The sequence below is a fragment of the Pseudomonas sp. RIT-PI-o genome, from assembly GCF_001297215.1.
Taxonomy (GTDB): Bacteria; Pseudomonadota; Gammaproteobacteria; order Pseudomonadales; family Pseudomonadaceae; genus Aquipseudomonas; species Aquipseudomonas moraviensis_A.
The window spans coordinates 1-21,971 of record NZ_LHPA01000020.1 but is presented as its reverse complement, the minus strand read 5'-3'; the positions used below and the strand labels follow the sequence as shown (position 1 = coordinate 21,971).

The 21,971-nt window shown below is 60.7% G+C and carries 18 protein-coding genes and 1 pseudogene; 6 read left to right on the top strand and 13 right to left on the bottom strand.

What is annotated here, in order from left to right; translation table 11 throughout:
- Positions 1-240: 240 nt before the first annotated feature.
- Positions 241-975 (top strand): ArsR/SmtB family transcription factor, encoded by a 735-nt coding sequence (locus tag AEQ63_RS08945; RefSeq protein WP_064362921.1) that lies wholly within the window; start codon positions 241-243, stop codon positions 973-975.
- A gap of 127 nt (positions 976-1,102) precedes the next feature.
- A complete protein-coding gene (locus AEQ63_RS08940) occupies positions 1,103-2,485 on the top strand; it encodes an MFS transporter (RefSeq protein ID WP_064362919.1) in 1,383 nt (460 codons plus the stop codon).
- A 119-nt stretch (positions 2,486-2,604) separates the two neighbouring features.
- Here the strand turns inward: AEQ63_RS08940 and AEQ63_RS08935 are convergent, their stop codons facing one another.
- From AEQ63_RS08935 to AEQ63_RS08925, 3 genes and pseudogenes are all read right to left on the bottom strand, one after another.
- Positions 2,605-3,558, bottom strand: a complete 954-nt coding sequence (locus AEQ63_RS08935; RefSeq protein WP_064362916.1) for an adenosine deaminase — start codon at positions 3,556-3,558, stop codon at positions 2,605-2,607.
- 80 nt (positions 3,559-3,638) lie between these two features.
- Positions 3,639-4,603, bottom strand: a pseudogene (locus AEQ63_RS08930) (2-oxoglutarate and iron-dependent oxygenase domain-containing protein).
- 142 nt (positions 4,604-4,745) lie between these two features.
- On the bottom strand, positions 4,746-5,819 hold the full coding sequence (locus tag AEQ63_RS08925; protein ID WP_064362915.1) for a BMP family ABC transporter substrate-binding protein: 1,074 nt from the start codon (positions 5,817-5,819) through the stop codon (positions 4,746-4,748).
- Between the two features lie 287 nt (positions 5,820-6,106).
- On the opposite strand from AEQ63_RS08925, the gene AEQ63_RS08920 reads away from it, so the two are divergent.
- On the top strand, positions 6,107-7,198 hold the full coding sequence (locus AEQ63_RS08920) for a calcium:proton antiporter (protein ID WP_042609771.1): 1,092 nt from the start codon (positions 6,107-6,109) through the stop codon (positions 7,196-7,198).
- 124 nt (positions 7,199-7,322) lie between these two features.
- On the opposite strand, the gene AEQ63_RS08915 is transcribed toward AEQ63_RS08920, so the two are convergent.
- From AEQ63_RS08915 to AEQ63_RS08905, 3 genes are all read right to left on the bottom strand, one after another.
- Complete coding sequence (locus AEQ63_RS08915; protein WP_064362912.1) at positions 7,323-8,681, bottom strand: 8-oxoguanine deaminase; 1,359 nt, start codon at positions 8,679-8,681, stop codon at positions 7,323-7,325.
- Positions 8,682-8,850: 169 nt separating this feature from the next.
- Positions 8,851-9,537, bottom strand: a complete 687-nt coding sequence (locus AEQ63_RS08910; protein ID WP_016771812.1) for an SDR family oxidoreductase — start codon at positions 9,535-9,537, stop codon at positions 8,851-8,853.
- 19 nt (positions 9,538-9,556) lie between these two features.
- Positions 9,557-9,913, bottom strand: a complete 357-nt coding sequence (locus tag AEQ63_RS08905; protein WP_064362910.1) for a MerR family transcriptional regulator — start codon at positions 9,911-9,913, stop codon at positions 9,557-9,559.
- Between the two features lie 83 nt (positions 9,914-9,996).
- Here AEQ63_RS08905 and AEQ63_RS08900 point away from each other — a divergent pair, with 83 nt between their 5' ends.
- On the top strand, positions 9,997-10,416 hold the full coding sequence (locus AEQ63_RS08900; RefSeq protein ID WP_064362908.1) for a hypothetical protein: 420 nt from the start codon (positions 9,997-9,999) through the stop codon (positions 10,414-10,416).
- A gap of 91 nt (positions 10,417-10,507) precedes the next feature.
- On the opposite strand, the gene AEQ63_RS08895 is transcribed toward AEQ63_RS08900, so the two are convergent.
- The 7 genes from AEQ63_RS08895 to AEQ63_RS08865 all read right to left on the bottom strand — a co-directional run bounded on the left by AEQ63_RS08895 (position 10,508) and on the right by AEQ63_RS08865 (position 18,478).
- On the bottom strand, positions 10,508-11,434 hold the full coding sequence (locus AEQ63_RS08895) for an ABC transporter permease (RefSeq protein ID WP_064362906.1): 927 nt from the start codon (positions 11,432-11,434) through the stop codon (positions 10,508-10,510).
- Positions 11,434-12,540, bottom strand: a complete 1,107-nt coding sequence (locus tag AEQ63_RS08890; protein ID WP_064362902.1) for an ABC transporter permease — start codon at positions 12,538-12,540, stop codon at positions 11,434-11,436. Before AEQ63_RS08890 ends, AEQ63_RS08895 begins: the two co-directional genes overlap by 1 nt.
- A gap of 13 nt (positions 12,541-12,553) precedes the next feature.
- On the bottom strand, positions 12,554-14,101 hold the full coding sequence (locus tag AEQ63_RS08885; RefSeq protein ID WP_064362900.1) for an ABC transporter ATP-binding protein: 1,548 nt from the start codon (positions 14,099-14,101) through the stop codon (positions 12,554-12,556).
- A gap of 599 nt (positions 14,102-14,700) precedes the next feature.
- A complete protein-coding gene (locus AEQ63_RS08880) occupies positions 14,701-15,282 on the bottom strand; it encodes an IMPACT family protein (RefSeq protein WP_064362898.1) in 582 nt (193 codons plus the stop codon).
- Positions 15,283-15,289: 7 nt separating this feature from the next.
- Positions 15,290-15,940: a TetR/AcrR family transcriptional regulator gene (locus AEQ63_RS08875; RefSeq protein ID WP_064362896.1), complete on the bottom strand. Its 651-nt coding sequence runs from the start codon at positions 15,938-15,940 to the stop codon at positions 15,290-15,292.
- Between the two features lie 88 nt (positions 15,941-16,028).
- Positions 16,029-17,417, bottom strand: a complete 1,389-nt coding sequence (locus AEQ63_RS08870; protein ID WP_064362894.1) for a uracil-xanthine permease family protein — start codon at positions 17,415-17,417, stop codon at positions 16,029-16,031.
- Positions 17,418-17,557: 140 nt separating this feature from the next.
- On the bottom strand, positions 17,558-18,478 hold the full coding sequence (locus tag AEQ63_RS08865; RefSeq protein ID WP_042609778.1) for a LysR family transcriptional regulator: 921 nt from the start codon (positions 18,476-18,478) through the stop codon (positions 17,558-17,560).
- A 137-nt stretch (positions 18,479-18,615) separates the two neighbouring features.
- Here AEQ63_RS08865 and AEQ63_RS08860 point away from each other — a divergent pair, with 137 nt between their 5' ends.
- Together AEQ63_RS08860 and AEQ63_RS08855 are read left to right on the top strand one after the other, a co-directional pair.
- Entirely contained in the window at positions 18,616-19,965 is a 1,350-nt protein-coding gene (locus AEQ63_RS08860; protein ID WP_064362892.1) for an aspartate aminotransferase family protein, read from the top strand.
- 75 nt (positions 19,966-20,040) lie between these two features.
- Positions 20,041-21,534: a CoA-acylating methylmalonate-semialdehyde dehydrogenase gene (locus tag AEQ63_RS08855; protein ID WP_064362889.1), complete on the top strand. Its 1,494-nt coding sequence runs from the start codon at positions 20,041-20,043 to the stop codon at positions 21,532-21,534.
- Positions 21,535-21,971: the final 437 nt, after the last annotated feature.

Genomic DNA, 21,971 nt, shown 5'->3' with positions numbered 1-21,971 from the left:
CCGCTTATACTAGCGCCCGCCTCATGCCTGCACTGACACCCGGCGCGCAGACCCCGTAACGCGTTGCCGGCTTTTGGTGACGGTTGCAACTTCTGCTGCCAGGTTGTGTGCCGGAGCAGCTGGTGTCGGTGGCATCCCTTGCCCCCGATCCAGGGCGATTTTCGCGTGTTGGCCGATCATCCGTTAGCGGCCAAGATGTCTCCGAGCGGTAGACGATACGATTCAACAGGGAGTGAACATATGGAACATGCACCGTGCATCAGCCAGATCGCGACATTGCTGGCCGACCCCAAGCGCAGCGCGATGATGTGGGCGTTGATGGATGGCTCGGCGCGGCAAGCCGAAGAGCTGGCGCTGCTGGCCGGGCTCTCGCCGTCGTCGGCCAGTGCGCATCTGGGGCGACTGTCCGCGGGTGGTCTGTTGAACGTCGAAATGCGTGGGCGCAAACGCTTCTTTCGCCTGGCGGCTCCGGAAGTCGGTGCGGCGATCGAGGCATTGGCCAGCGCCACCATTGCCAGCGCGCCACGGCAAATCCCCGCTGCGCTGAAATGCACCTCGACCATGGTCAGGCCGCAGGCGGCGCCGTCTTCGCTGTTGCGCGCGCGGTTCTGCGACGATCATCTGGGCGGCACCCTGGCAGCCGACCTGTATCAGCGCCTGCTCGATGCCGGCTGGATCGAACAGCTTGAGCAGCGGGTGGTAGTGACGCACAAGGGCTCGACCCGACTGGCCCAGCGCGGCGTGTTCATTCAGGCCCTGGCGCACCGCAACGTGCAGGTGGCCTGTGCCTGCCCGGACTGGAGCGAGCGCCGTCCGCACATGGGTGGCTCACTCGGCGCGGCGCTGTTGCAGTTGTTCATGCAGTCTGGCTGGCTGACCTTGCCCAACGATTCCCGCGCCTTGCAGTTGACCGCCACCGGCCAGCGCGAAATCCATCGCTTTGCCAAGGAAACCGAGCTGGAAACAGCGTTCTAGAGCATTGCCCTGCAATGAGCTGATGCGCAACGTCGTCTACGGCTGTGAACAGGTCGTATCCAGTACGGCCTCCGAATGACCATCACGCACACTCGATCCGGGGATTTTCCGGATGGGGGAGCGCAACATGAATACACAACGCTTTAGCGCGGCTGAGCGCCTGGAACGGCTGCCGGTCAGTGGTTATCACCGCGTCATTTTCATCATCATCGCCTTGGCATTTTTCTTCGATTCCATGGATCTGGCGATGATGACCTTCCTGCTCGGCTCGATCAAAGCCGAGTTCGGCCTGAGCAGTGCACAGGCGGGGCTGCTGGCCAGTTCGAGCTTTTTCGGCATGGTGCTGGGGGCGTCGTTGTCGGGGATGCTCGCCGACCGCTTCGGCCGCAAACCGGTGTTTCAGTGGAGCATCGTGCTGTGGGGCGTGGCCAGTTACCTGTGTTCAACAGCGCAGACAGTGGAGACGCTGACGCTATTCCGCATCCTGCTGGGAATCGGCATGGGCATGGAGTTTCCCATCGCGCAATCGATGCTGTCTGAGCTGATTCCGGCGCAGCGGCGCGGGCGCTACATCGCCCTGATGGACGGCTTCTGGCCGCTGGGGTTTGTCGCGGCTGGCGTGCTCTCGTACTTCCTGCTGCCGCTGATTGGCTGGCGCGATATCTTTCTGGTGCTGGCAGTGCCGGCGGTGTTCGTTCTGGCGATCCGCTTTTTCATTCCCGAGTCACCGCGCTGGCTGGAACAGGCCGGCCGCGACGCCGACGCGGACAAGGTGCTGGACGGCATCGAAGCGCGGGTGCGTGCTTCCATGGGCGGTGCAGCGTTGCCGGAACCGGTTCGTCTGCCGCGCACGGTGACGCCACCGGGCAATTTCTTCTCGGCACTCAAGCAGATCTGGTCGCCGCAATATCGCCAGCGCACGACGATGATCTGGAGCCTGTGGTTCTTTGCATTGCTGGGTTTCTACGGGCTGACTTCATGGCTCAGCGCACTGTTGCAGCAGTCGGGTTTCGCCGTGACGCAGTCGGTCTACTACACGGTGCTGATCTCGCTGGGCGGGATTCCCGGGTTCCTCATGGCGGCGTGGCTGGTTGAGCGTTGGGGGCGCAAACCGGTGTGCATCGTCACCTTGCTTGGCGGCGGGGTGATGGCGTTTCTGTATGGGCAGAGCGCGGTGTTCGGCGGCAACGTGGCGTTGCTGATCGGCACCGGGCTGTTGATGCAGTTCTTTCTGTTCGGCATGTGGGCGGTGCTCTATACCTACACGCCGGAGCTGTACCCGACGTCGGCACGGGCGACCGGCTCGGGATTCGCCTCGGCGATCGGCCGCGTCGGTTCGTTGCTCGGGCCACTGGTGACCGGACTGGTATTCCCGATTACCGGGCAGGGCGGAGTGTTCGCGCTGGGCGCGGCGTGCTTTGCGATAGCGGCGGGGGTGGTGTGGCTGTTCGGGATGGAGACGCGGGGCAAGACCCTTGAGGAGCTCACCGAAGCAGAAATTACCGGCTGAAAACAGTCAAATTGTAGGAGTGAGCCTGCTCGCGATAGCGGAGTGTCAGATATGGATTTTCCAACTGACACTCCGCTATCGCGAGCAGGCTCACTCCCACATTGGTTTTGCGGTGTTGCTTACGGTTTTACCAACCGCGCATCCAGGCTGTTCTGCGCCAGGCGCCTGGCCTGATCCTGGGTCATGCCCAGATGTTCGTGCAACGCGTGGAAATTCTCGGTCACGTACCCGCCGAAATACGCCGGATCGTCGGAGTTCACCGTGACCTTCACGCCGCGCTCGAGCATCTCGAGGATGTTGTGCTGCGACATGTGATCGAATACGCAGAGCTTTGTGTTCGACAGCGGGCACACCGTCAGCGGGATCTGCTCGTCAATGATCCGCTGCATCAGGCGCTCGTCTTCGATGGCGCGTACGCCATGGTCGATGCGCTGGATTTTCAGCAGATCGATGGCTTCCCAGATGTACTCCGGCGGGCCTTCTTCGCCGGCGTGGGCAACGGTGAGGAAGCCTTCGTCGCGGGCGCGATCAAAGACGCGCTTGAATTTGCTCGGCGGGTGACCCATCTCGGAACTGTCGAGACCGACTGCGACAAACGCATCACGGAACGGCAGCGCCTGATCGAGGGTTTTCTGTGCTTCGTCTTCGCTGAGATGGCGCAGGAAACTCAGGATCAGACCGCTGCTGATGCCCAGTTGCGTCTCGCCATCCTTGAGGGCAGCGGCGATGCCATTGAGCACCACCTCAAACGGGATACCCCGATCGGTGTGGGTCTGCGGATCGAAGAACGGTTCGGTATGAATCACGTTCTGCGCCTTGCAGCGCAGCAGGTAGGCCCAGGTCAGGTCATAGAAATCCTGCGAGGTGCGCAGCACATCGGCGCCCTGGTAATACAGGTCGAGAAACTCCTGCAGATTGTTGAAGGCGTAAGCCTTGCGCAGGGTTTCCACGTCGCTCCACGGCAGGGCGATCTTGTTGCGCTCGGCCAGGGCGAACAGCAGTTCAGGCTCCAGCGAACCTTCCAGATGCAGGTGCAGTTCGGCTTTGGGCAGGGCGTTGAGCCAGTCGTACATAGTCTTTTCTCATCAGGTGCAATGCCGGCATTCTACAGAGGCTGGCCGCAACAATTGGCAAAACCTGACCAGGTGATCGATCAGACAGCCTCTTGCTCGCGGCGATAGGCGTAGGTATCGGCGAAGCGCGATAGCAGGAATTCAGCACAGGTGGTCGTCGGATATTTCGCCGGATGCTGCGCGTCCTGACAACCGGGCAGGCATTCAATGCGCGTGTCCGGGTGCGGTTCGGCGAAGAACGGCATCGAATAGCGATCCACGCCCAGCGGGCTGATCACCCGGTGCGGGGTCGAGCGATAACGGTCGTTGCTCCAGCGCGCCATCATGTCGCCGAGGTTGACCACGAACGTGCCGTCAATCGGTGGCGCGTCGATCCATTTACCGTTGACGTTCTTCACCTGCAAACCGCCGGCGCTGTCCTGATAAAGCAGGGTGATGCAGCCGTAATCGGTATGGGCGCCGGCGCCTTGCTGCTCGGCGGAACTGGCGGTGTGACGTGGCGGGTCATGGGTCTGCGCAACACGCCGACCGGCTCGACGAAGCGCGCATCGAAGAAAACGCGTTCGATGCCCAGCGCAATGGTCATCGCCCGCAGCAGGGTTTGCGCCAACGCCTGCATGTCGAGGTAATGCTGCTCCATCAGCGCTGCCCAGCCGGGCTGCGCGGGATGGCGATTGGGCCCGCGCAAGGGTTTTTCCGCGACCACCTCGGGATGCTCCGCCGGCAGGTGCAGGCCCATGTCGAAGGTTTCTTTGAGATCGCTGGGTTTGTCCGGGTCCAGTTGCTCGGTGGCAATCGCACCGTACCCGCGATGGTGGCGGGTCTGGGTGATATCGATCTGGAGTTTTTCCGCAGCGGGCAGGGCGAAGAAACGCTGGGCGTGATCGAGCAGGGCGTCGATGCGCTGTGGGGAAATCGGATGGCCCTTGATATAGAAAAAGCCCCACTCGCGACAGGCGTGGTCGATCTGTTCGGCCACGACGGGCCAGGCGTTTTCATCGGTGCTGTAGAGCGGGCTGATGTCGATGATGGGGAGCTGATCCATACACAATCCTTGAGGACACAGAAGATCAAATGTAGGAGTGAGCCTGCTCGCGATAGCGGTGTACCAGGCAACACTTTTGCTGAATGAAACACCGCTATCGCGAGCAGGCTCACTCCTACAGGGGATGGTGGTGGGGCTGGGATTATTTCGGCATCTCGGCCTTCATGCCTTCAACGTAGTAATTCATCGACGCCAGTTCCGCGTTGGTGGCACTCACGCCTGCGGGGATTTTTTCGGCGCCGGCCTGATCCTTGATCGGCCCGGTGAACGGCTGCAATGCGCCGCTCTTGATGTCGGCAATCAACTGCTCGGCCTCGGCTTTCACCGGCGCCGGCACCAGGTCGCTGATCGGCAGTTCCACCGTGCCTTCCTTCAACCCGCCCCAGTAATCCTGGGATTTCCAGGTGTGATCGATCACCCCTTGCGTGGCCTGAATGTAGTGCGGCGCCCAGTCGTTGACGATTGAGGTCAGCACCGCTTTCGGTCCGAAGTGGGCCATGTCCGAGGCGTAACCCACGGCATACACGCCGCGTCGCTCGGCAGCCTGGATCGGCGCCGGGCTGTCGGTGTGCTGGAACACCACGTCGACGCCCTGGTCGATCAGCGCGTTGGCGGCATCGGCTTCCTTGCCCGGATCGAACCACGAGTTGACCCAGACCACTTTGATTTCGGTGCCAGGGTTGTACTTGTTCAACGCCAGCTGAATGGCGTTGATGTCGCGGATCACTTCCGGAATCGGGAACGAGGCGACGTAGCCGATCTTCCTGGTCTTGGTCATCTTCGCCGCGAGGAATCCGCTGACGTAACGGCCCTCGTAAGTGCGCGCGAGATAGGTGCCGAGATTCTTGTCCTGCTTGTAGCCGGTGGCGTGTTCGAACGTCACCTTGGGAAACTGCTTGGCGACTTTCACCGTCGGGTTCATGTAGCCAAATGACGTGGTGAAGATCAGATCGTATTTGTCCTTGGCCATGTTGCGGATCACCCGCTCGGCGTCGGCGCCTTCGGCGACGTTTTCCACGTAGTTGGTGGTGATCTGCGTGCCGAATTTCTCCGCCAGCGCCTTGCGCCCCTGTTCGTGCTGATACGTCCAGCCGTGGTCACCGATCGGGCCGATGTAGATGAAACCGACCTTCAGCGGATCGGCAGCGCTGGCGCTCAGGCTGATTCCCAGACCGATGGCGGCGTACAGCAGTTTGTGCAGCGGACGTATTGGCATGAACCCGAACCCCGTTTTGTTGTGTGTGCTCAGGGCCAATGCAAATTGCTGACCAACAGGACAACAAACTTTCGAGAACCGCGTGATGGCTATCGCGAGCAGGCTCACTCCTACAGGGGAATGCATTTCAACTGTAGGAGTGAGCCTGCTCGCGATAGGGCCCTCAAGGCCAATAAAGGTGCACCTGACGAAGCACCGCCATGGGTTGGTGCGCGAAGATGTAACGAAACGTTAGCGCCGCCTGGCAGTCAGTAGCTTCATCAGCTCTTTTCGGCAAAAGGCCCGTCATGCTCTCGATCCTCAAACAAGAAAGCTTCCTGCTGCTGGCAGTCCTTGCCGCCTGCGTCGCTTATCCACTGGAACACTGGCTGCTGCACAGCGGCCAGATCGTCGCGCTGGTCGGCGGTCTGCTGCTGATCGCCTTCATCGTCGCCGCTTCGATGCGCGTCGCTCATCACGCCGAACTGCTCGCGGAAAAGGTTGGCGATCCTTACGGCACGATGATCCTCACGCTCTCGGCGGTGCTGGTCGAAGTGGTGATCCTGGCGATCATGATGAGCAACGAAGCCTCGGCGACGCTGGTGCGCGACACGATTTATTCGGCGGTGATGCTCGACATCAACGGCATCCTCGGCCTTGCCGCATTGATGGGCGGGATCAAACACGGCGAGCAGTCCTACAACGACGATTCGGCGCGCAGTTACAGTGTGATGATCCTCACTGCGATGGGCGTGTCGATGGTGGTGCCGGAGTTCATTCCCCAGGCCAACTGGAAGATTTATTCGGCGTTCACCATCGGCGCGATGGTGGTGCTTTACGCGCTGTTTCTGCGCATGCAGGTCGGCCCGCACAGTTACTTTTTCAGCTACAGCTACCCGGACAAACGCCGCCGCAAGGAGCCGGTCGAGCAGGAGCCGAAACCGGTCAGCCTGGCGTTGTCAATCGGCATTCTGGTGTCGGGAGTGGTGATCATCGGCGCGCTGGCCGAGGTCATGTCGAAGACGCTTGATCTGGGTCTGGAAGGCACGGGCGCGCCGCCGGTGATCACGGCGATTCTGGTGGCGGCGATTTCGGCAGCGCCGGAGATTCTGACCGCATTGCGTGCCGCACTGGCGAACCGTATGCAGTCGGTGGTCAACATCGCGATGGGTGCGTCACTGTCGACGGTAATCCTCACCGTGCCGGTCATGGAAGCGATGGCGCTGTACACCGGCCAGCCGTTTCAAATGGCGATGACCCCGGTGCAGACAGTGATGATCTTCATCACCCTGATCGTCAGCGCGATCAACCTCAATGACGGCGAGACCAATGCCATCGAGGGCATGACGCACTTTGTGCTGTTTGCGACCTTTATCATGCTGTCGCTACTAGGCCTTTAGGGCTGGCAGATACCCATGTGGGAGCGAGCCTGCTCGCGAAAGCGGTGTGTCATCCAACAAACATGTTGTCTGACACTCCCTCTTCGCGAGCAGGCTCGCTCCCACAGTTTTGAACGACGGTGAGTCAGGTCCCGGCGATCAACTGGCGAGCCGCCTGGCTGTGATCGGCAATCAGACCTTTAAGGTCCAGCCCTTCAACCTGGCCATCGACCACACGCCACTTGCCCCCGATCATCACTCGATCGGCCCGATCGGCACCGCACAGCAGCAACGCTGAAATCGGATCATGGCTACCGGAGAAGCGCAGTTCATCGAGCTTGAACAACGCCAGATCCGCCTGTTTGCCCACGGCGATTTCGCCGATGTCGCTACGGCCGAGCAGGCTCGCCGAACCTTTGGTCGCCCAGCCCAGCACGCGCTCCGGGGTGATTTTTTCGGCGCCGTAACGCAGGCGCTGGATGTACAGAGCCTGACGCGCTTCGAGGATCATGTTCGAGGCATCGTTGGAAGCCGAACCGTCCACACCGAGACCAAACAGCGCGCCGGCGTCGGTCAGCTCGATGCTCGGGCAAATGCCGGAAGCCAGGCGCATGTTCGAGCTTGGGCAATGGCAGATACCGGTGCCGGCCTGGCCGAGGCGGGCGATTTCGTCGGGGTTGAAATGGATGCCGTGGGCCAGCCAGGTACGCGGGCCGAGCCAGCCGACGCTGTCCAGATAATCAACGGTGCGCAGGCCGAAGCGCTGCAGGCAGAAGTCTTCTTCATCGAGGGTTTCTGCCAGGTGGGTGTGCAGACGCACATCGAGCTTGTTCGCCAGATCAGCGCTGGCCGACATGATTTCCGGGGTCACCGAAAATGGCGAACACGGCGCCAGGGCGATCTGGATCTGCGCGCCGTCGCCACGCTCGTGGTACTCGTGAATCAGCCGCTGACTGTCGTCGAGAATCACCTGACCTTCCTGCACCGTTTGTTGCGGAGGCAGGCCGCCGTCCTTCTCGCCGAGGCTCATCGAACCGCGCGTGAGCATGGCGCGCATGCCCAGTTCGCGCACCGTTTCGACCTGCACGTCGATGGCGTTTTCCAGACCGTCCGGGAACAGATAGTGATGGTCGGCAGCAGTGGTGCAGCCTGAGAGCAGCAATTCGGCCAGCGCCACTTTGGTTGCGAGGGCGAGTTTTTCCGGCGTCAGGCGCGCCCATACCGGGTACAGGGTTTTCAGCCACGGAAACAACGGCTGATTGACCACCGGCGCCCAGGCGCGGGTCAGGGTTTGATAGAAATGATGGTGAGTGTTGATCAGGCCCGGCAGGATCACATGCTCGCGGGCCTCGAACACTTCATTGCACGGCGCCGACGGCTGCTGACCGGCAGCGAGCACTTCGACGATGACACCGTCTTGCACGACAAGGCCGCCACGGGCGTCGAGTTCGTTAGAGGTGAAAATGGCGAGGGGATTTTTTAACCAGGTACGGGTCGCAGGCATTGTGGCCGGCTCCTCTGAAAGTTGGGTTCAGGGTTGCCAGCTCAGTGTTGCCCTGTCTGCTGATCCAGGGTCGCCGCGAAGGACGAGGCGCGCAGTTTCAAACAAATCGCAGCGCCGGGCAAGCCCAACCCGACCGGACACCACGCCAAAATACACAACCCCTGTAGGATTACCAGGGAATGGTTTCACCCTTGTAATTGACGAAGTGATGCCCGCCCTTGCCGGTAAACGCATTGACCTGATCGATCAGCCCGCGTGTGCTGGTCTCGACATCGAGATCGGCGCCTTCGCCGCCCATGTCGGTCTTCACCCATCCCGGGTGCAGCGACAGCACGGTGAGTTTCTGCTCGCCCAGTTGCGTGACGAAACTGTTGGTCATCGAATTGAGAGCTGCCTTGCTGGCCTTGTACAGCGCCAGTTCCGGCGCGTCGGGCATGGTCACGCTGCCCAGCACCGAACTCATGAACGCCAGCACGCCGCTGCCGTCGCGGATCTGCCCGACGAAGCGCTGAGCCAGATTGATCGGCGCCACTGCGTTGGTGAAAAACAGCTGGCCGACCTCGGCCAGGGTCGCGCCGCCGGGGGTCTGCACGTCCGGGCCTTTGACCCCGGCGTTGACGAACAACAGATCGAAGGTTTCGCCCTTGAGTTTCTGGCTCAGGGCGATCACCGCTTGCTGATCGTCCATGTCGAGCTTCTCGATGCGCACATCACCCAGCGCTTGCAGCGCCTCGGCCTTCTGCGGATTGCGCACGGTGGCGGTTACTTGCCAGCCGTCGCCCAGCAACGTCTTCACCAGCCCGAGGCCCAAGCCACGAGAGGCGCCGATGATCAGTGCGTTTTTTGCCTGAGACATGATGGGGTTTCCTTGAAAGTCAGCGTTCAGGATTCAATGGACACGCCTGACCGAGCCGGAGTTTCAGCTCTTGGCGCAGGGTGTCGAGTTCGCTCATGCGGGTTTCAATCAATTGCAGTTTGTCGCGCAGCAATTGCGCCACGGCATTTCCCGGGTCGGGCGCGTGCCACAGGGCGGCGACACTGTTGCCGATCTCGCCCAAGGTAAAGCCAAGGCGTTGCGCGGTTTTGATATAGAGCACCAGTTGCAGCATCTCCGGCGGATAGTCGCGATAGCCGTTGGCGCTGCGTTGTGCCGCGATCAGCCCGCGGTGCTCGTAGAAGCGCAAGGTGTCACGACTGACGGCGCTGGCCCGGGCTAATTCACCGATGCGCATGCTGGATCTCAAAGGAGGTATTGACCCTGGAGCATACCCCAGGCTTTACCGTGCGTGCTCCCCGAATTTTTGGAGCTGGAACGATGTGGACGGCAACGCAATATCGCAACGTGGTGCGCGGCAGCGCCTGGTATGACCTGATCGTCACGGCAGCGTTTGTCACGCCGTGGAGTTTTGCGCTGGTGCATCAATTGCTGACGGCACTGAACTGGCCGGGCGAACTGCCCGCATTCGAACCGCTGCATATGTTGATGGCGAATCTGTTGGGCTCGGTGGTGTGCGTTTGGGCGGTGCTGCGGATTCGTGATCCGCAGGCGCTGTATGGACGCTATGACGCGGTGGCGCGGTTTCTGTTTGCGGCGTGGCAGGGGTATGCCCTGTTGCATGGGGCCAGTTCGATTCTTGTGGTTTTTCTTGTCTTTGAACTGGCGTGGGGTGTGGTTCAGGCACTCCCCATATGTGGCGAGGGAGCTTGCTCCCGCTCGGCTGCGCAGCAGCCGTAAAGCCTGAGTGCGAGATCGTCCAGGCTCACTGTTGAGGGCCGCGTCGCGCCCCAGCGGGAGCAAGCTCCCTCGCCACAGTTCCTGTGTATGCCTAATGCCCCGCCTGCCAAGGCTGCCCCAACGAAACCGGCGCATACAACCGCGTCCGCACGGCATCGCGGGACAGCAGCACCAGCACCACGATCGTCGCCACATACGGCAGCATCGCCAGCAGGCTCGAAGGAATCGCCCGCCCCAACCCCTGCGCCACCAGGTGCAGGATGCTGGCGAGGCCGAACAGATACGCCCCGAGCAACAAACGCCAGACCCGCCAACTGGCAAATACCACGAGCGCCAGGGCGATCCAGCCGCGTCCGGCGGTCATGTTTTCTGCCCACATCGGGGTGTAGGCCAGCGACAGATACGCCCCGGCCAGCCCGGCCATCGCTCCGCCAAACAACACCGCCAACGTGTGCACGGTCAGCACCGGCAAGCCCATCGCACTCGCTGCATCCGGGTTCTCACCGACCGCTTGAATGATCAGCCCGACACGACTTTTGATGATCACCCACGCCACCAGCGCAAACAGCGCGAACGACAGATACACCAGCAAGTCCTGAGCAAACAGCATCCGCCCGATCAGCGGAATCTCACTCAAATACGGAATCGCCAAAGGCTCGAAACCCGCCAGCGGTTTACCGACCCAGGCCGCGCCGACAAAGGTCGAAAGTCCGACACCGAAAATCGTCAACGCCAACCCGGTCGCCACCTGATTGGCGTTGAACACCAGCGCGACCAGAGCAAACAGTGACGACAACAACATTCCGGCCAACATCGCCAACAGCACGCCGAGCCACAGGTTGCCGCTGTTCAGCGCGACGATGAATCCGATCACCGCGCCAAACAGCATCATGCCTTCCTGACCCAGATTGAGGACGCCGCTCTTCTCGCAGATCAATTCACCCAGTGCCACCAGCAGCAGCGGCGTGCCGCAGCGGACCATGGCGTAGAAAATATTGCTCAACAGATCGATGTCCATCACAGCGCTCCGGCGGTTACGGCAGGGGTCGAGGCGCGCCGGGTCCAGCGCAGATTCAGGCGTGGCCGATAGAGAATCAGCACGTCACAGGCGAGCAGGAAAAACAGCATCATGCCCTGGAACAACTGGGTGATTGCCTGCGGCAGATTGAGCGACATCTGCGCGCTCTCGCCGCCGATGTACAGCAGTGCCATCAGCAGACTCGAGCACAGAATGCCGAGCGGATTGAGGCGCCCGAGAAACGCCACGGTGATCGCCGCGTAGCCATAACCTGGCGACACCTGCGGCACCAGTTGGCCGATCGGCCCGGTGACTTCGCAGACTCCGGCGAGCCCCGCCAGCCCGCCGCTGATCAACAGCGCCAGCCAGATCAGGCGCTTCTCGCGAAAGCCGACGAAGCCTGCCGCACGCTTGTCCAGACCGAGTACTTTGATCTGGAAACCGATAAAGCTTTTCTGCAGCAACACCCACACCGCGACCAGCGCGAGCAGGGCGAAATACACCCCGGCATGAACCCGCCCGTCCTCCAGCAGCAGCGGCAAACGACTGGCGTCGCCGAACATCGCCGACTCGGGGAAATTGAAGCCCGCCGGATCCTTCAAAGGCCCGTGCACGCAGAACAGCAGCAGGTTCAATGCGATGTAGTTGAGCATGATGCTGGTGAGGATTTCGTTGGCGTTGAAGCGCGTGCGCAGCCACGCGGTGAGCCCGGCCCATGCGGCACCGGCAAAGATGCCGGTCAGCAGAATCAGCGCCAGCGCCCAACGACTTTGCACATCGATAATGTTCACCGCCACCGCACTGCCGGCCAGCGCGCCGAGGAGCAACTGGCCTTCGGCGCCGATGTTCCATATTCGCGCCTGATAGGCCACGGCCAGTCCCAGTGCGCAAAGCAGAATCGGCAGCGCCTTGACCAGTAATTCGGACACGCCATACAGATCGCTGAGCGGTGCGATCAACAGCGTGTGCAAGGTTTGCAGTGGATCGTGGCCCAGCGCGATGAACAACAGCGAGCCGCAGCCGAGAGTCAGCACCGCCGCCAGTAACGGCGAGCACCACAGCATCAGGCGTGATTGCTGACCACGGGGTTCGAGAGAAAGCAGCATGGTTGAAACTCCGTTAAACCGAGGCGGCGCAAGGTGAGTGATCGAACTGGCCAGCCATCCACGCGCCGACATCGCTCAGTTGTGTCGCGCAGGTGTCTTGCAGCGCCGACAGACGCCCGCTGCACAGCGCGCCGAGGCGATCGCTGATCTGGAACAGTTCATCGAGGTCTTCGGAAATCACCAGGATCGCCGCGCCGGCATCGCGCAGGGCGATCAAGGCGCGATGGATGGTCGCGGCGGCGCCGACATCGACGCCCCAGGTCGGGTGCGCGGCGATCAGTAATTTCGGCTGCTGAAGGATCTCCCGACCAAGGATGAATTTCTGCAGGTTGCCGCCGGAGAGGCTGCGCGCGGCGGTTTGCGTGCCTGGAGTTTTAACGCCGAAACGCTGGATGATCTGTTGCGCGAGGGCTTCGACTTTGCCGCGTTGAACCAGCCCGTGGCTGACCAGGCCTTGCTGGAAAGCGCTGAGCAGGGCGTTATCGGCCAGACTCAACTCCGGCACCGCGCCGTGGCCGAGTCGGTCGGCGGGGACGAAGGCCAGGCCCAGTTTGCGCCGCGCATCCGGGCGCACGTCAGCGACGTTGCGCTCAGCGAAGCGAATGGTCGCCGCTTGCGCACGAGGCAAGGGCTGTTCGCCGCTGAGCAGGGCGAGCAACTCGTCCTGTCCATTGCCAGCGACCCCGGCGATGCCGACGATTTCACCGCTGCGTACTTGCAAGTCGATGTCGTGCAGCGAGCAACCAAACGGATCCGGATTGTGCCAACTCAACCCGTCAACCTGTAGAAAAGTCGCGCCACCGCTGACCTTCGGATACTCGCCAATCAACGCCGCCGCTTCGCCGACCATCAGTTGCGCCAGTTGCTGATCCGAACATTCGGCCGGCAGGCAATGTCCGGCAACCCGACCGCCGCGCAGCACCGTGGCGTTGTGGCACAAGGCGCGCACTTCACCGAGCTTGTGGCTGATAAACAGAATGCTGCAGCCCTCGGCAGCCAGGCGACGCAGGGTGATGAACAATTCGTCAGCCTCTTGCGGCGTCAGCACCGAGGTCGGCTCATCGAGAATCAACAGGCGGATGTCCTGCATCAGGCAACGAATGATTTCTACCCGCTGCCGCTCGCCAATCGACAGGCTGTGGACAAGTCGCTCCGGTTCCAGCGCCATGCCATAACGCCGTGATACTTCGCGAATCTTCGGTTCCAGTTGCCTGGGCGTGCCCGCCGCCGCGCCCATCGCCAAGGCAATGTTCTGAGCGACGCTGAGGGTTTCGAACAGCGAGAAATGCTGGAACACCATGCCGATGCCTAACTGCCGCGCCTGCGCCGGATTGCGGATCTGCACGCGCTGCCCCTGCCAGAGCATTTCACCGCTATCACACTGGGTGACACCGTAAATGATCTTCATCAACGTACTTTTGCCCGCGCCGTTTTCCCCGAGCAGGGCATGGATTTCACCCGGCGCGATGCTCAGGTCGATGGCATCGTTGGCCAGGCAACCGGGATAGCGTTTGCTGATCTGGCGCAGCTGCAGGCGCGGTGGGGAAGGGGCGATGGACATGGCAGGCTCGACTGACTTGGAGTTGTGCCTGTGGATAAAGCAATTTCCTGGCCATTGAGTCAGGAACGCTTTGCGCATCCGCCCCCAGTCACCGATGACAGCGCATCGGCGCTCTTTTTGACATGCTCCGAGGCACCAATTCAGCGCAAAGCCGTTGATCAGGCTCCAGTTTTGCTCGCGTCAGGTTGGTTAAAAAACGAGCAATTGCCCCGGGGCTAGGCAAATCCAGCGCCTGCGGCGGTCATGAACGGCTTATCCACAGGGTGCTCCACAGTAATTGTGCGCAAGCGTTGAGGCCGGGCATAAGCACTGCACTGCTTTCTTCTAATGGTGATAAACGACGATAACTGTTTGTTTTTACGCTGGATTTCCGTTTCGTCGGATCAATTGAACGAAAAGTGAACAAATCGTGCAAAGCCGCATGACAGAAGGGTTACAGCGGTATGTGCTCAGGTTATCCACAGTCGGGTGCACAGCAGGTGTGGGCAACTTGCTCATTGGGGAATGCCCTAAAAGATCGCAGCCTTCAGAAGCTCCTACAGTTGGAATGCGATACCCCTGTAGGAGCTGCCGAAGGCTGCGATCTTTTGATCCTGGATCTAGCGCTGCAACAGAATCCGCCCACGACTCAGATCAGCCAACTGGCTCTGCAGCAATTCAATCTGCGCCTCACCCACCGCCAACTTCAACTCAACGCCATTGGCGGTAAAGTTTTCCTCCACCACCAACCCACCCAGATCCGCCACGCGCAACTTCACCAGTGCCAGTTCGGCAAATCCGCAGGCGCAGCTCAGAGGCACGCGGCTGATCAATTCGACTTTTTCCGCCGCTTGCAGGCACTTGTTGGCGCCGCCGCCATAGGCTCGGGCCAGGCCGCCAGTGCCCAATTGGATGCCGCCGTACCAGCGGATCACCAGGACTGCGACCTGATCGCAGTCCTGGGCTTCGATCGCCGCCAGGATAGGGCGCCCAGCCGTGCCGCTCGGTTCGCCGTCGTCATTGCTGCGGTATTGCGCGCCGAGTTTCCACGCCCAGCAATTGTGCGTGGCGTTCAAATCGCTGTACTGATCGAAAAATGCCTGCGCGTCGGCGGGGCTGCCGATCGGCGTCGCCAGGGTGATGAAGCGGCTTTTGCGAATCTCTTCGCGGTACTCGCAAAGACCGCTGAGGGTGAAAGGCATAAACGTCTTATAGAGAAGGAGTGAGGCCGCAGCCTTTGAGAATGATGCGGATCAGGTTGTTGCCGGCGTCTTCCATGTCCTGCTTGGTCAACTTGCGGCGCCCGGTGACGCGGCAAATCTGCGTGGCGAAGTCGGCATAGTGCTGAGTGCTGCCCCACAGCAGGAAGATCAGGTGCACCGGATCGACCGGGTCCATTTTGCCTGCATCGATCCACGCCTGAAACACCGCCGCGCGCCCGGTAAACCAGGCGCGGTAATCCTGATTGAAATATTCACTCAGGCATTCGCCGCCACTGATCACTTCCATGGCGAATATCCGCGAGGCCTGGGGCTGGCGCCGGGAGAACTCCATCTTCGCGCGGATGTAGCGGGTCAGCGCTTCGGCCGGATCATCCTCGGCGGTAAGGGTGTTGAAGGTGCTGTCCCACAACTCGATGATGTTGCTCAGCACCGCCACATACAAACCGAGTTTGTTGGTGAAGTAGTAATGCAGGTTGGCCTTGGGCAATCCGGCATTCTGCGCGATGGTGTTCATGCTGGTGCCTTTGAACCCGTGACGGGCGAACTCGTCCTCGGCGGCTTTGAGAATGGTCTCTTCGTTCTTCTGACGAATGCGGCTGGCGGGTTTGCCGCCGTGGGCTGGGACTTCAAAGGTCATAGGCACTTCCGGGATTGTCTGTGGGTGCAATCAGTTGCGTTGATAGCGCACCCACAGGCATCCGACAAGTCCTTGCGCGGAAAAACAGTTACGCCTGTTCGATCTTGTTCAATGGCGCGGGGCTTTTGGCCGCCGCAGTTTTGCCTTCCGGCAACAGCAGACACAGGAAGATTGCCGTCAGCCCGCCGCTGGTGATCGCAGAGTCGAACAGGTTCTGCACCAGTTTCGGCAGCAGGTGCAGCAGGTTCGGTTGCGCAGCGATGCCGAGGCCAACGCCGAACGAAGTGGCGATGATCAGCATGCTGCGCCGATCCAGCGGTGACTGCGCGAGAATGCGCACGCCCGCCGCCGCCACCGCGCCGAACATCACCAGCGTCGCACCGCCCAGCACCGGTTTCGGTATCTGTTGCAGCACCGCGCCGATCATCGGGAACAGGCCGAGGCAGAACAGGATCGCGCCGATGTACAGGCCGACGTAGCGGCTGGCGACGCCGGTCAGCTGAATCACACCGTTGTTCTGGGCGAAGGTCGTGTTGGGGAACGCGCTGAAGGTCGCAGCGATCATGCAGCTCACACCGTCACCGAGCACGCCGCCACGCAGGCGACTTATATATGAAGGGCCGCTGATGGGCTGGCGGGCGAGCATGCAATTGGCGGTGAGGTCACCGACGGTTTCGAGGGTGCTGATCAGATAAATCAGCGCGACCGGCAGGAAAGCTGTCCAGTCGAAGTTGAATCCGAACTTGAACGGCGTAGGAAAACTCACCAGCGGCAAGTCAGGCAATGGCTGCGGCAGCAATTTCCCACTCAACCAAGCCGCTAGACTGCCGAGCACCAGTCCGATGATGATCGCCGACAGCCTTACCCACGGCGTATTCGAGCGGTTGAGCAGAATGATCGTCAGCAGCACAAATACGCCCAGGGCGAGATTGCCCGGCGCGCCGAAGTCCGGCGCATTGAAGCCGCCACCCAGATCGGTAATGCCGACCTTGATCAGGCTGATGCCGATCAGCGTGATCACAATACCGGTCACCAGGGGGGTCACCACTCGGCGCAACTGGCCGATGAAACGGCTGAGCACGATTTGTACGATCGCGCCGAAAAAGCACACGCCGAAAATCATCGCCAGAATATCTTCCGGGCTGCCGCCGCGTTGCTTGACCAGAAACCCGGCGGACAGCACCGCGCCGAGAAAAGCGAAACTGGTGCCTTGCAGGCAGATCATCCCCGCGCCAATGCCGAATGGCCGCCGCGCCTGGATAAAGGTGCCGACACCCGAAACCATCAGCGCCATGCTGATCAGATACGGCAGATGCGCCGTCAGCCCGAGCGCCGAGCCGATGACCAGCGGCGGGGTGATGATGCCGACGAAACTGGCCAGCACGTGCTGCAACGCGGCGAGGATCGCGGCGAGTGGTTTGGGACGGTCGTTGAGGCCGTAGATCAGTTCACTGGACGAATCGGAATCTGGCTGCATGGCGGTGGGCTTCTTCAAGGATCGGATTTGATCCTGCTCTGCAAAAAGCTGTCCACTTGCTCAACTTATTCTCTCTGTAGGAGCTGCCGAAGGCTGCGATCCCTTGATCTTGCTGTACTTCACCAATGTTGCGGTCCCTATCAACGCGTAGCCGCCAGACTCTCCAAAAAGCTTTCCAGCACCAAATGAGGGCGCCGCCCCTTGCGCGTGACCGATGCCAGACTCAAATCGTAAAAACGCGTGTCAGCCTTGAGCGCACGCAACCGCCCTTGCTGCACCCAAAGGCTTGCGTAGTGATCCGGCAGATAACCGATATAGCGCCCGGTCAGAATCAGAAACGCCATGCCCTCTCGATCCGACGCACTGGCGGTGCAATTGAGCGCCTGATAATGCGCCTGAATTTCTGCTGGCAACCGGAAGGTCGGCGCAATCGCGTCCTGGCTGTCGAGACGTTGATCCTCGAGCTGTTTATCGTCGACATAAAACAGCGGATGCCCCACCGCGCAATACAGCAGCGAACGCTCGCTGTACAACGGCTGATATTCCAGTCCCGACAGCGCACTGGCCTGCGGCACCACGCCGACGTGCAAACGTCCGTCGAGCACACCTTGTTCGACTTCGTTTGGCGCAATCATGCGAATCTGGATCTGCACATCCGGCCCACGCTCCTTCAGTTGCGCGAGGGCGTGGGTGATGCGCATGTGCGGCAGGGTGACGAGGTTGTCGGTCAGGCCAATGATCAATTCACCCCGCAGGTGTTGGTGCAGGCCGTTGACCTCGGTGCGGAAACTTTCCAGCGCACTTAAAAGCTGCAGTGCCGACTGATACACCTCGCGGCCTTCCTCGGTGAGGGAAAACCCGGCCCGCCCGCGCTGGCACAGGCGCAGGCCAAGGCGCTGTTCCAGATCGCTCATCTGCTGGCTGATCGCCGAGCGTCCTATGCCGAGCACGGTTTCCGCTGCTGAGAAGCCGCCACATTCCACGACGCTGCGAAAAATCCGCAGCAGGCGAATATCAAAATCACTGACCTGGGCCAGCGGATCGGGGCGGCGGCTGCTCATTTATTGTTCTCTTTGTTTAGCAAAGATCTAACTGAAGGTTAGAAGAGTTGAATTTCACCGACTTTATCGCCGTGGCAATTTAGCTGCAACAACGCTTTCCCTCTCCCTGACGCTTATGCCCTGCGAGGTTTTGCCCGATGAACATGCCTGAAAACGCGCCGTCGCCACTGGCCAGCCAACTGAAGCTGGACGCGCACTGGATGCCGTACACCGCCAACCGCAACTTTCAGCGCGACCCGCGTCTGATCGTCGGCGCTGAAGGCAGCTGGCTGTTCGACGACAAGGGCCGCAAGATCTACGACTCCTTGTCCGGTCTGTGGACCTGCGGCGCCGGGCACACCCGCAAGGAAATTCAGGAAGCCGTTTCGAAACAACTGGGCACCCTCGACTACTCGCCGGGCTTCCAGTACGGCCATCCATTGTCGTTCCAGCTGGCAGAAAAAATCACCGAACTGACCCCGGGCAATCTGAACCACGTGTTCTTCACCGACTCTGGTTCCGAGTGCGCCGATACTGCGGTGAAAATGGTCCGTGCCTATTGGCGCCTGAAAGGCCAGGCGACCAAGACCAAAATGATCGGCCGCGCCCGTGGTTACCACGGCGTGAACATCGCCGGCACCAGCCTCGGTGGCGTCAACGGCAACCGCAAACTGTTTGGTCAGGCGATGATGGATGTCGATCACCTGCCGCACACACTGCTGGCGAGCAACGCGTTTTCCCGTGGCATGCCGGAGCAGGGCGGTATTGCTTTGGCCGATGAGCTGCTCAAGTTGATCGAACTGCACGACGCTTCCAACATCGCTGCGGTGTTCGTTGAACCGATGGCCGGCTCTGCCGGGGTATTGGTTCCGCCGCAGGGTTACCTCAAGCGTCTGCGCGAGATCTGCGATCAGCACAACATCCTGCTGGTGTTCGACGAAGTGATCACCGGTTTCGGCCGCACCGGTTCGATGTTCGGCGCCGAGAGCTTCGGCGTGACTCCAGACCTGATGTGCATCGCCAAGCAAGTCACCAACGGCGCGATTCCGATGGGCGCGGTGATTGCCAGCTCCGAGATCTACCAGACCTTCATGAACCAGCCGACGCCGGAATACGCCGTGGAATTCCCTCACGGCTATACCTACTCGGCGCACCCGGTGGCGTGTGCCGCTGGCCTGGCGGCACTCGACCTGCTGCAGAAGGAAAACCTCGTGCAGAGCGTCGCCGAAGTCGCGCCGCATTTCGAAAACGCGCTGCATGGCCTGAAAGGCTCGAAGAACGTCATCGACATCCGTAACTACGGTCTGGCCGGCGCGATCCAGATTGCCGGGCGCGACGGTGACGCCATCGTGCGTCCGTTCGAAGCGGGCATGGCCTTGTGGAAAGCCGGGTTCTACGTACGCTTCGGCGGCGACACCCTGCAGTTCGGCCCAACCTTCAACAGCAAGCCGCAAGACCTCGATCGTCTGTTCGACGCGGTCGGCGAAGTGCTGAACAAGCTCGACTGATTTTCCTTCTATATATACCTACGCAACCGGGCGCTCCTTTACGGGTGCCCGTGGACCAGAATTCAGGAGTGTTCGATGAGCGTTATCCCGCATTTGATCAATGGCGAACTGGTGACCGAAACCGGTCGCGCGGTGGATGTCTTCAACCCGTCGACCGGCCAGGCGATCCACAAACTGCCATTGGCCAGCCAGGCCACCATCCAGAAAGCCATCGATGCCGCCAAAGCTGCGTTCCCCGCCTGGCGCAACACGCCACCGGCCAAACGCGCCCAAGTGATATTCCGTTTCAAGCAACTGCTGGAGCAGAACGAAGCACGCATCTCGCAACTGATCAGCGAAGAGCATGGCAAGACCCTGGAAGATGCGGCCGGTGAATTGAAGCGCGGTATCGAGAACGTCGAGTTCGCCTGCGCCGCCCCGGAAATCCTCAAGGGCGAGTACAGCCGCAACGTCGGCCCGAACATCGACGCCTGGTCGGACTTCCAGCCGTTGGGGATTGTTGCCGGCATCACTCCGTTCAACTTCCCGGCCATGGTGCCGCTGTGGATGTATCCGCTGGCGATCGTCTGCGGCAACTGCTTCATCCTCAAGCCATCCGAGCGCGATCCAAGCTCGACGCTGCTGATTGCTCAGCTGCTGCTGGAAGCCGGATTGCCGAAAGGCGTGATGAGCGTGGTCCATGGCGACAAGACTGCGGTGGACGCGCTGATCGAAGCGCCGGAAGTCAAAGCGCTGAGTTTCGTCGGTTCGACACCGATTGCCGAATACATCTACGCCGAAGGCACCAAGCGCGGCAAGCGCGTGCAGGCACTGGGCGGTGCGAAGAACCATGCGGTGCTGATGCCGGACGCCGATCTGGACAACGCGGTGAGCGCACTGATGGGCGCGGCTTACGGCTCCTGCGGCGAACGCTGCATGGCGATTTCGGTAGCCGTGTGTGTTGGCGACCAGGTCGCGGACGCGCTGGTGGCGAAACTGGTCCCACAGATCAAGGCGCTGAAAATCGGTGCCGGTACGTCGTGCGGCCTGGACATGGGGCCGTTGGTTACCGGTCAGGCGCGTGACAAGGTCAGCGGGTACGTGGACGACGGTGTGGCGGCGGGCGCGACCCTGGTGGTCGATGGTCGTGGTCTGAGCGTGGCCGGTCATGAAGAAGGCTTCTTCCTCGGCGGCTGCCTGTTCGATAACGTCACCCCTGAGATGCGCATCTATAAAGAAGAAATCTTCGGACCGGTGTTGTGCGTCGTTCGGGTGAACAGCCTGGAAGAGGCGATGCAACTGATCAACGATCACGAATACGGCAACGGCACCTGCATCTTCACCCGCGACGGCGAAGCGGCGCGGCTGTTCTGCGACGAGATCGAAGTCGGCATGGTCGGCGTCAACGTACCGCTGCCGGTGCCGGTGGCGTATCACAGCTTCGGCGGCTGGAAGCGTTCGCTGTTTGGCGACCTGCATGCGTATGGTCCGGATGGCGTACGCTTCTATACCCGTCGCAAGGCGATCACCCAGCGCTGGCCACAGCGTGCGAGCCATGAGGCGTCGCAGTTTGCATTCCCTAGCTTATAAGTAGCTGGAAGTGCAGAAGGCCGACCTCGCAGGTCGGCCTTCGCGTTTTCGGTGCTTTTTTGACTGATATGACAGAAATATGAAAATAGGTGTTGACGGCAGATTCCAGAAGTCTATAATTCGCCCCACTTCCGGCGCAGTCGAAACGGAAAACTCCTTGAGATTCAAAGAGTTACGCAGTTTTCGACAGCAGCTCGCTTCAGATCATCGAAGCCTGGAAGGAGTTGAGAGAGTGGTGATGTTTGGCTCTTTTAACGGTTCGATCTTCTCGGTCGAAAGCGGAGAAAAAGAGGTGTTGACAGCAGCGATTAACGCTGTAGAATTCGCCTCCCGCTAACGAGAGATCGGAAGCGCAAGTGGTTGAAGTTGTTGAAGAATTCTTCGAAAACTTCTGAAAATAATCACTTGACAGCAAATGAGGCTGCTGTAGAATGCGC

What these genes read in the sequence shown, in the direction of transcription:
- AEQ63_RS08885 (WP_064362900.1), bottom strand. Translation starts at nt 14,101, where the DNA reads ATGTCCATCGCCCCTTCCCCACCGCGCCTGCAGCTGCGCCAGATCAGC.
- AEQ63_RS08865 (WP_042609778.1), bottom strand. Translation starts at nt 18,478, where the DNA reads ATGAGCAGCCGCCGCCCCGATCCGCTGGCCCAGGTCAGTGATTTTGAT.
- AEQ63_RS08870 (WP_064362894.1), bottom strand. Translation starts at nt 17,417, where the DNA reads ATGCAGCCAGATTCCGATTCGTCCAGTGAACTGATCTACGGCCTCAAC.
- AEQ63_RS08860 (WP_064362892.1), top strand. Translation starts at nt 18,616, where the DNA reads ATGAACATGCCTGAAAACGCGCCGTCGCCACTGGCCAGCCAACTGAAG.
- AEQ63_RS08875 (WP_064362896.1), bottom strand. Translation starts at nt 15,940, where the DNA reads ATGACCTTTGAAGTCCCAGCCCACGGCGGCAAACCCGCCAGCCGCATT.
- AEQ63_RS08890 (WP_064362902.1), bottom strand. Translation starts at nt 12,540, where the DNA reads ATGCTGCTTTCTCTCGAACCCCGTGGTCAGCAATCACGCCTGATGCTG.
- AEQ63_RS08900 (WP_064362908.1), top strand. Translation starts at nt 9,997, where the DNA reads ATGTGGACGGCAACGCAATATCGCAACGTGGTGCGCGGCAGCGCCTGG.
- AEQ63_RS08915 (WP_064362912.1), bottom strand. Translation starts at nt 8,681, where the DNA reads ATGCCTGCGACCCGTACCTGGTTAAAAAATCCCCTCGCCATTTTCACC.
- AEQ63_RS08935 (WP_064362916.1), bottom strand. Translation starts at nt 3,558, where the DNA reads ATGTACGACTGGCTCAACGCCCTGCCCAAAGCCGAACTGCACCTGCAT.
- AEQ63_RS08925 (WP_064362915.1), bottom strand. Translation starts at nt 5,819, where the DNA reads ATGCCAATACGTCCGCTGCACAAACTGCTGTACGCCGCCATCGGTCTG.
- AEQ63_RS08855 (WP_064362889.1), top strand. Translation starts at nt 20,041, where the DNA reads ATGAGCGTTATCCCGCATTTGATCAATGGCGAACTGGTGACCGAAACC.
- AEQ63_RS08910 (WP_016771812.1), bottom strand. Translation starts at nt 9,537, where the DNA reads ATGTCTCAGGCAAAAAACGCACTGATCATCGGCGCCTCTCGTGGCTTG.
- AEQ63_RS08920 (WP_042609771.1), top strand. Translation starts at nt 6,107, where the DNA reads ATGCTCTCGATCCTCAAACAAGAAAGCTTCCTGCTGCTGGCAGTCCTT.
- AEQ63_RS08880 (WP_064362898.1), bottom strand. Translation starts at nt 15,282, where the DNA reads ATGCCTTTCACCCTCAGCGGTCTTTGCGAGTACCGCGAAGAGATTCGC.
- AEQ63_RS08895 (WP_064362906.1), bottom strand. Translation starts at nt 11,434, where the DNA reads ATGGACATCGATCTGTTGAGCAATATTTTCTACGCCATGGTCCGCTGC.
- AEQ63_RS08945 (WP_064362921.1), top strand. Translation starts at nt 241, where the DNA reads ATGGAACATGCACCGTGCATCAGCCAGATCGCGACATTGCTGGCCGAC.
- AEQ63_RS08940 (WP_064362919.1), top strand. Translation starts at nt 1,103, where the DNA reads ATGAATACACAACGCTTTAGCGCGGCTGAGCGCCTGGAACGGCTGCCG.
- AEQ63_RS08905 (WP_064362910.1), bottom strand. Translation starts at nt 9,913, where the DNA reads ATGCGCATCGGTGAATTAGCCCGGGCCAGCGCCGTCAGTCGTGACACC.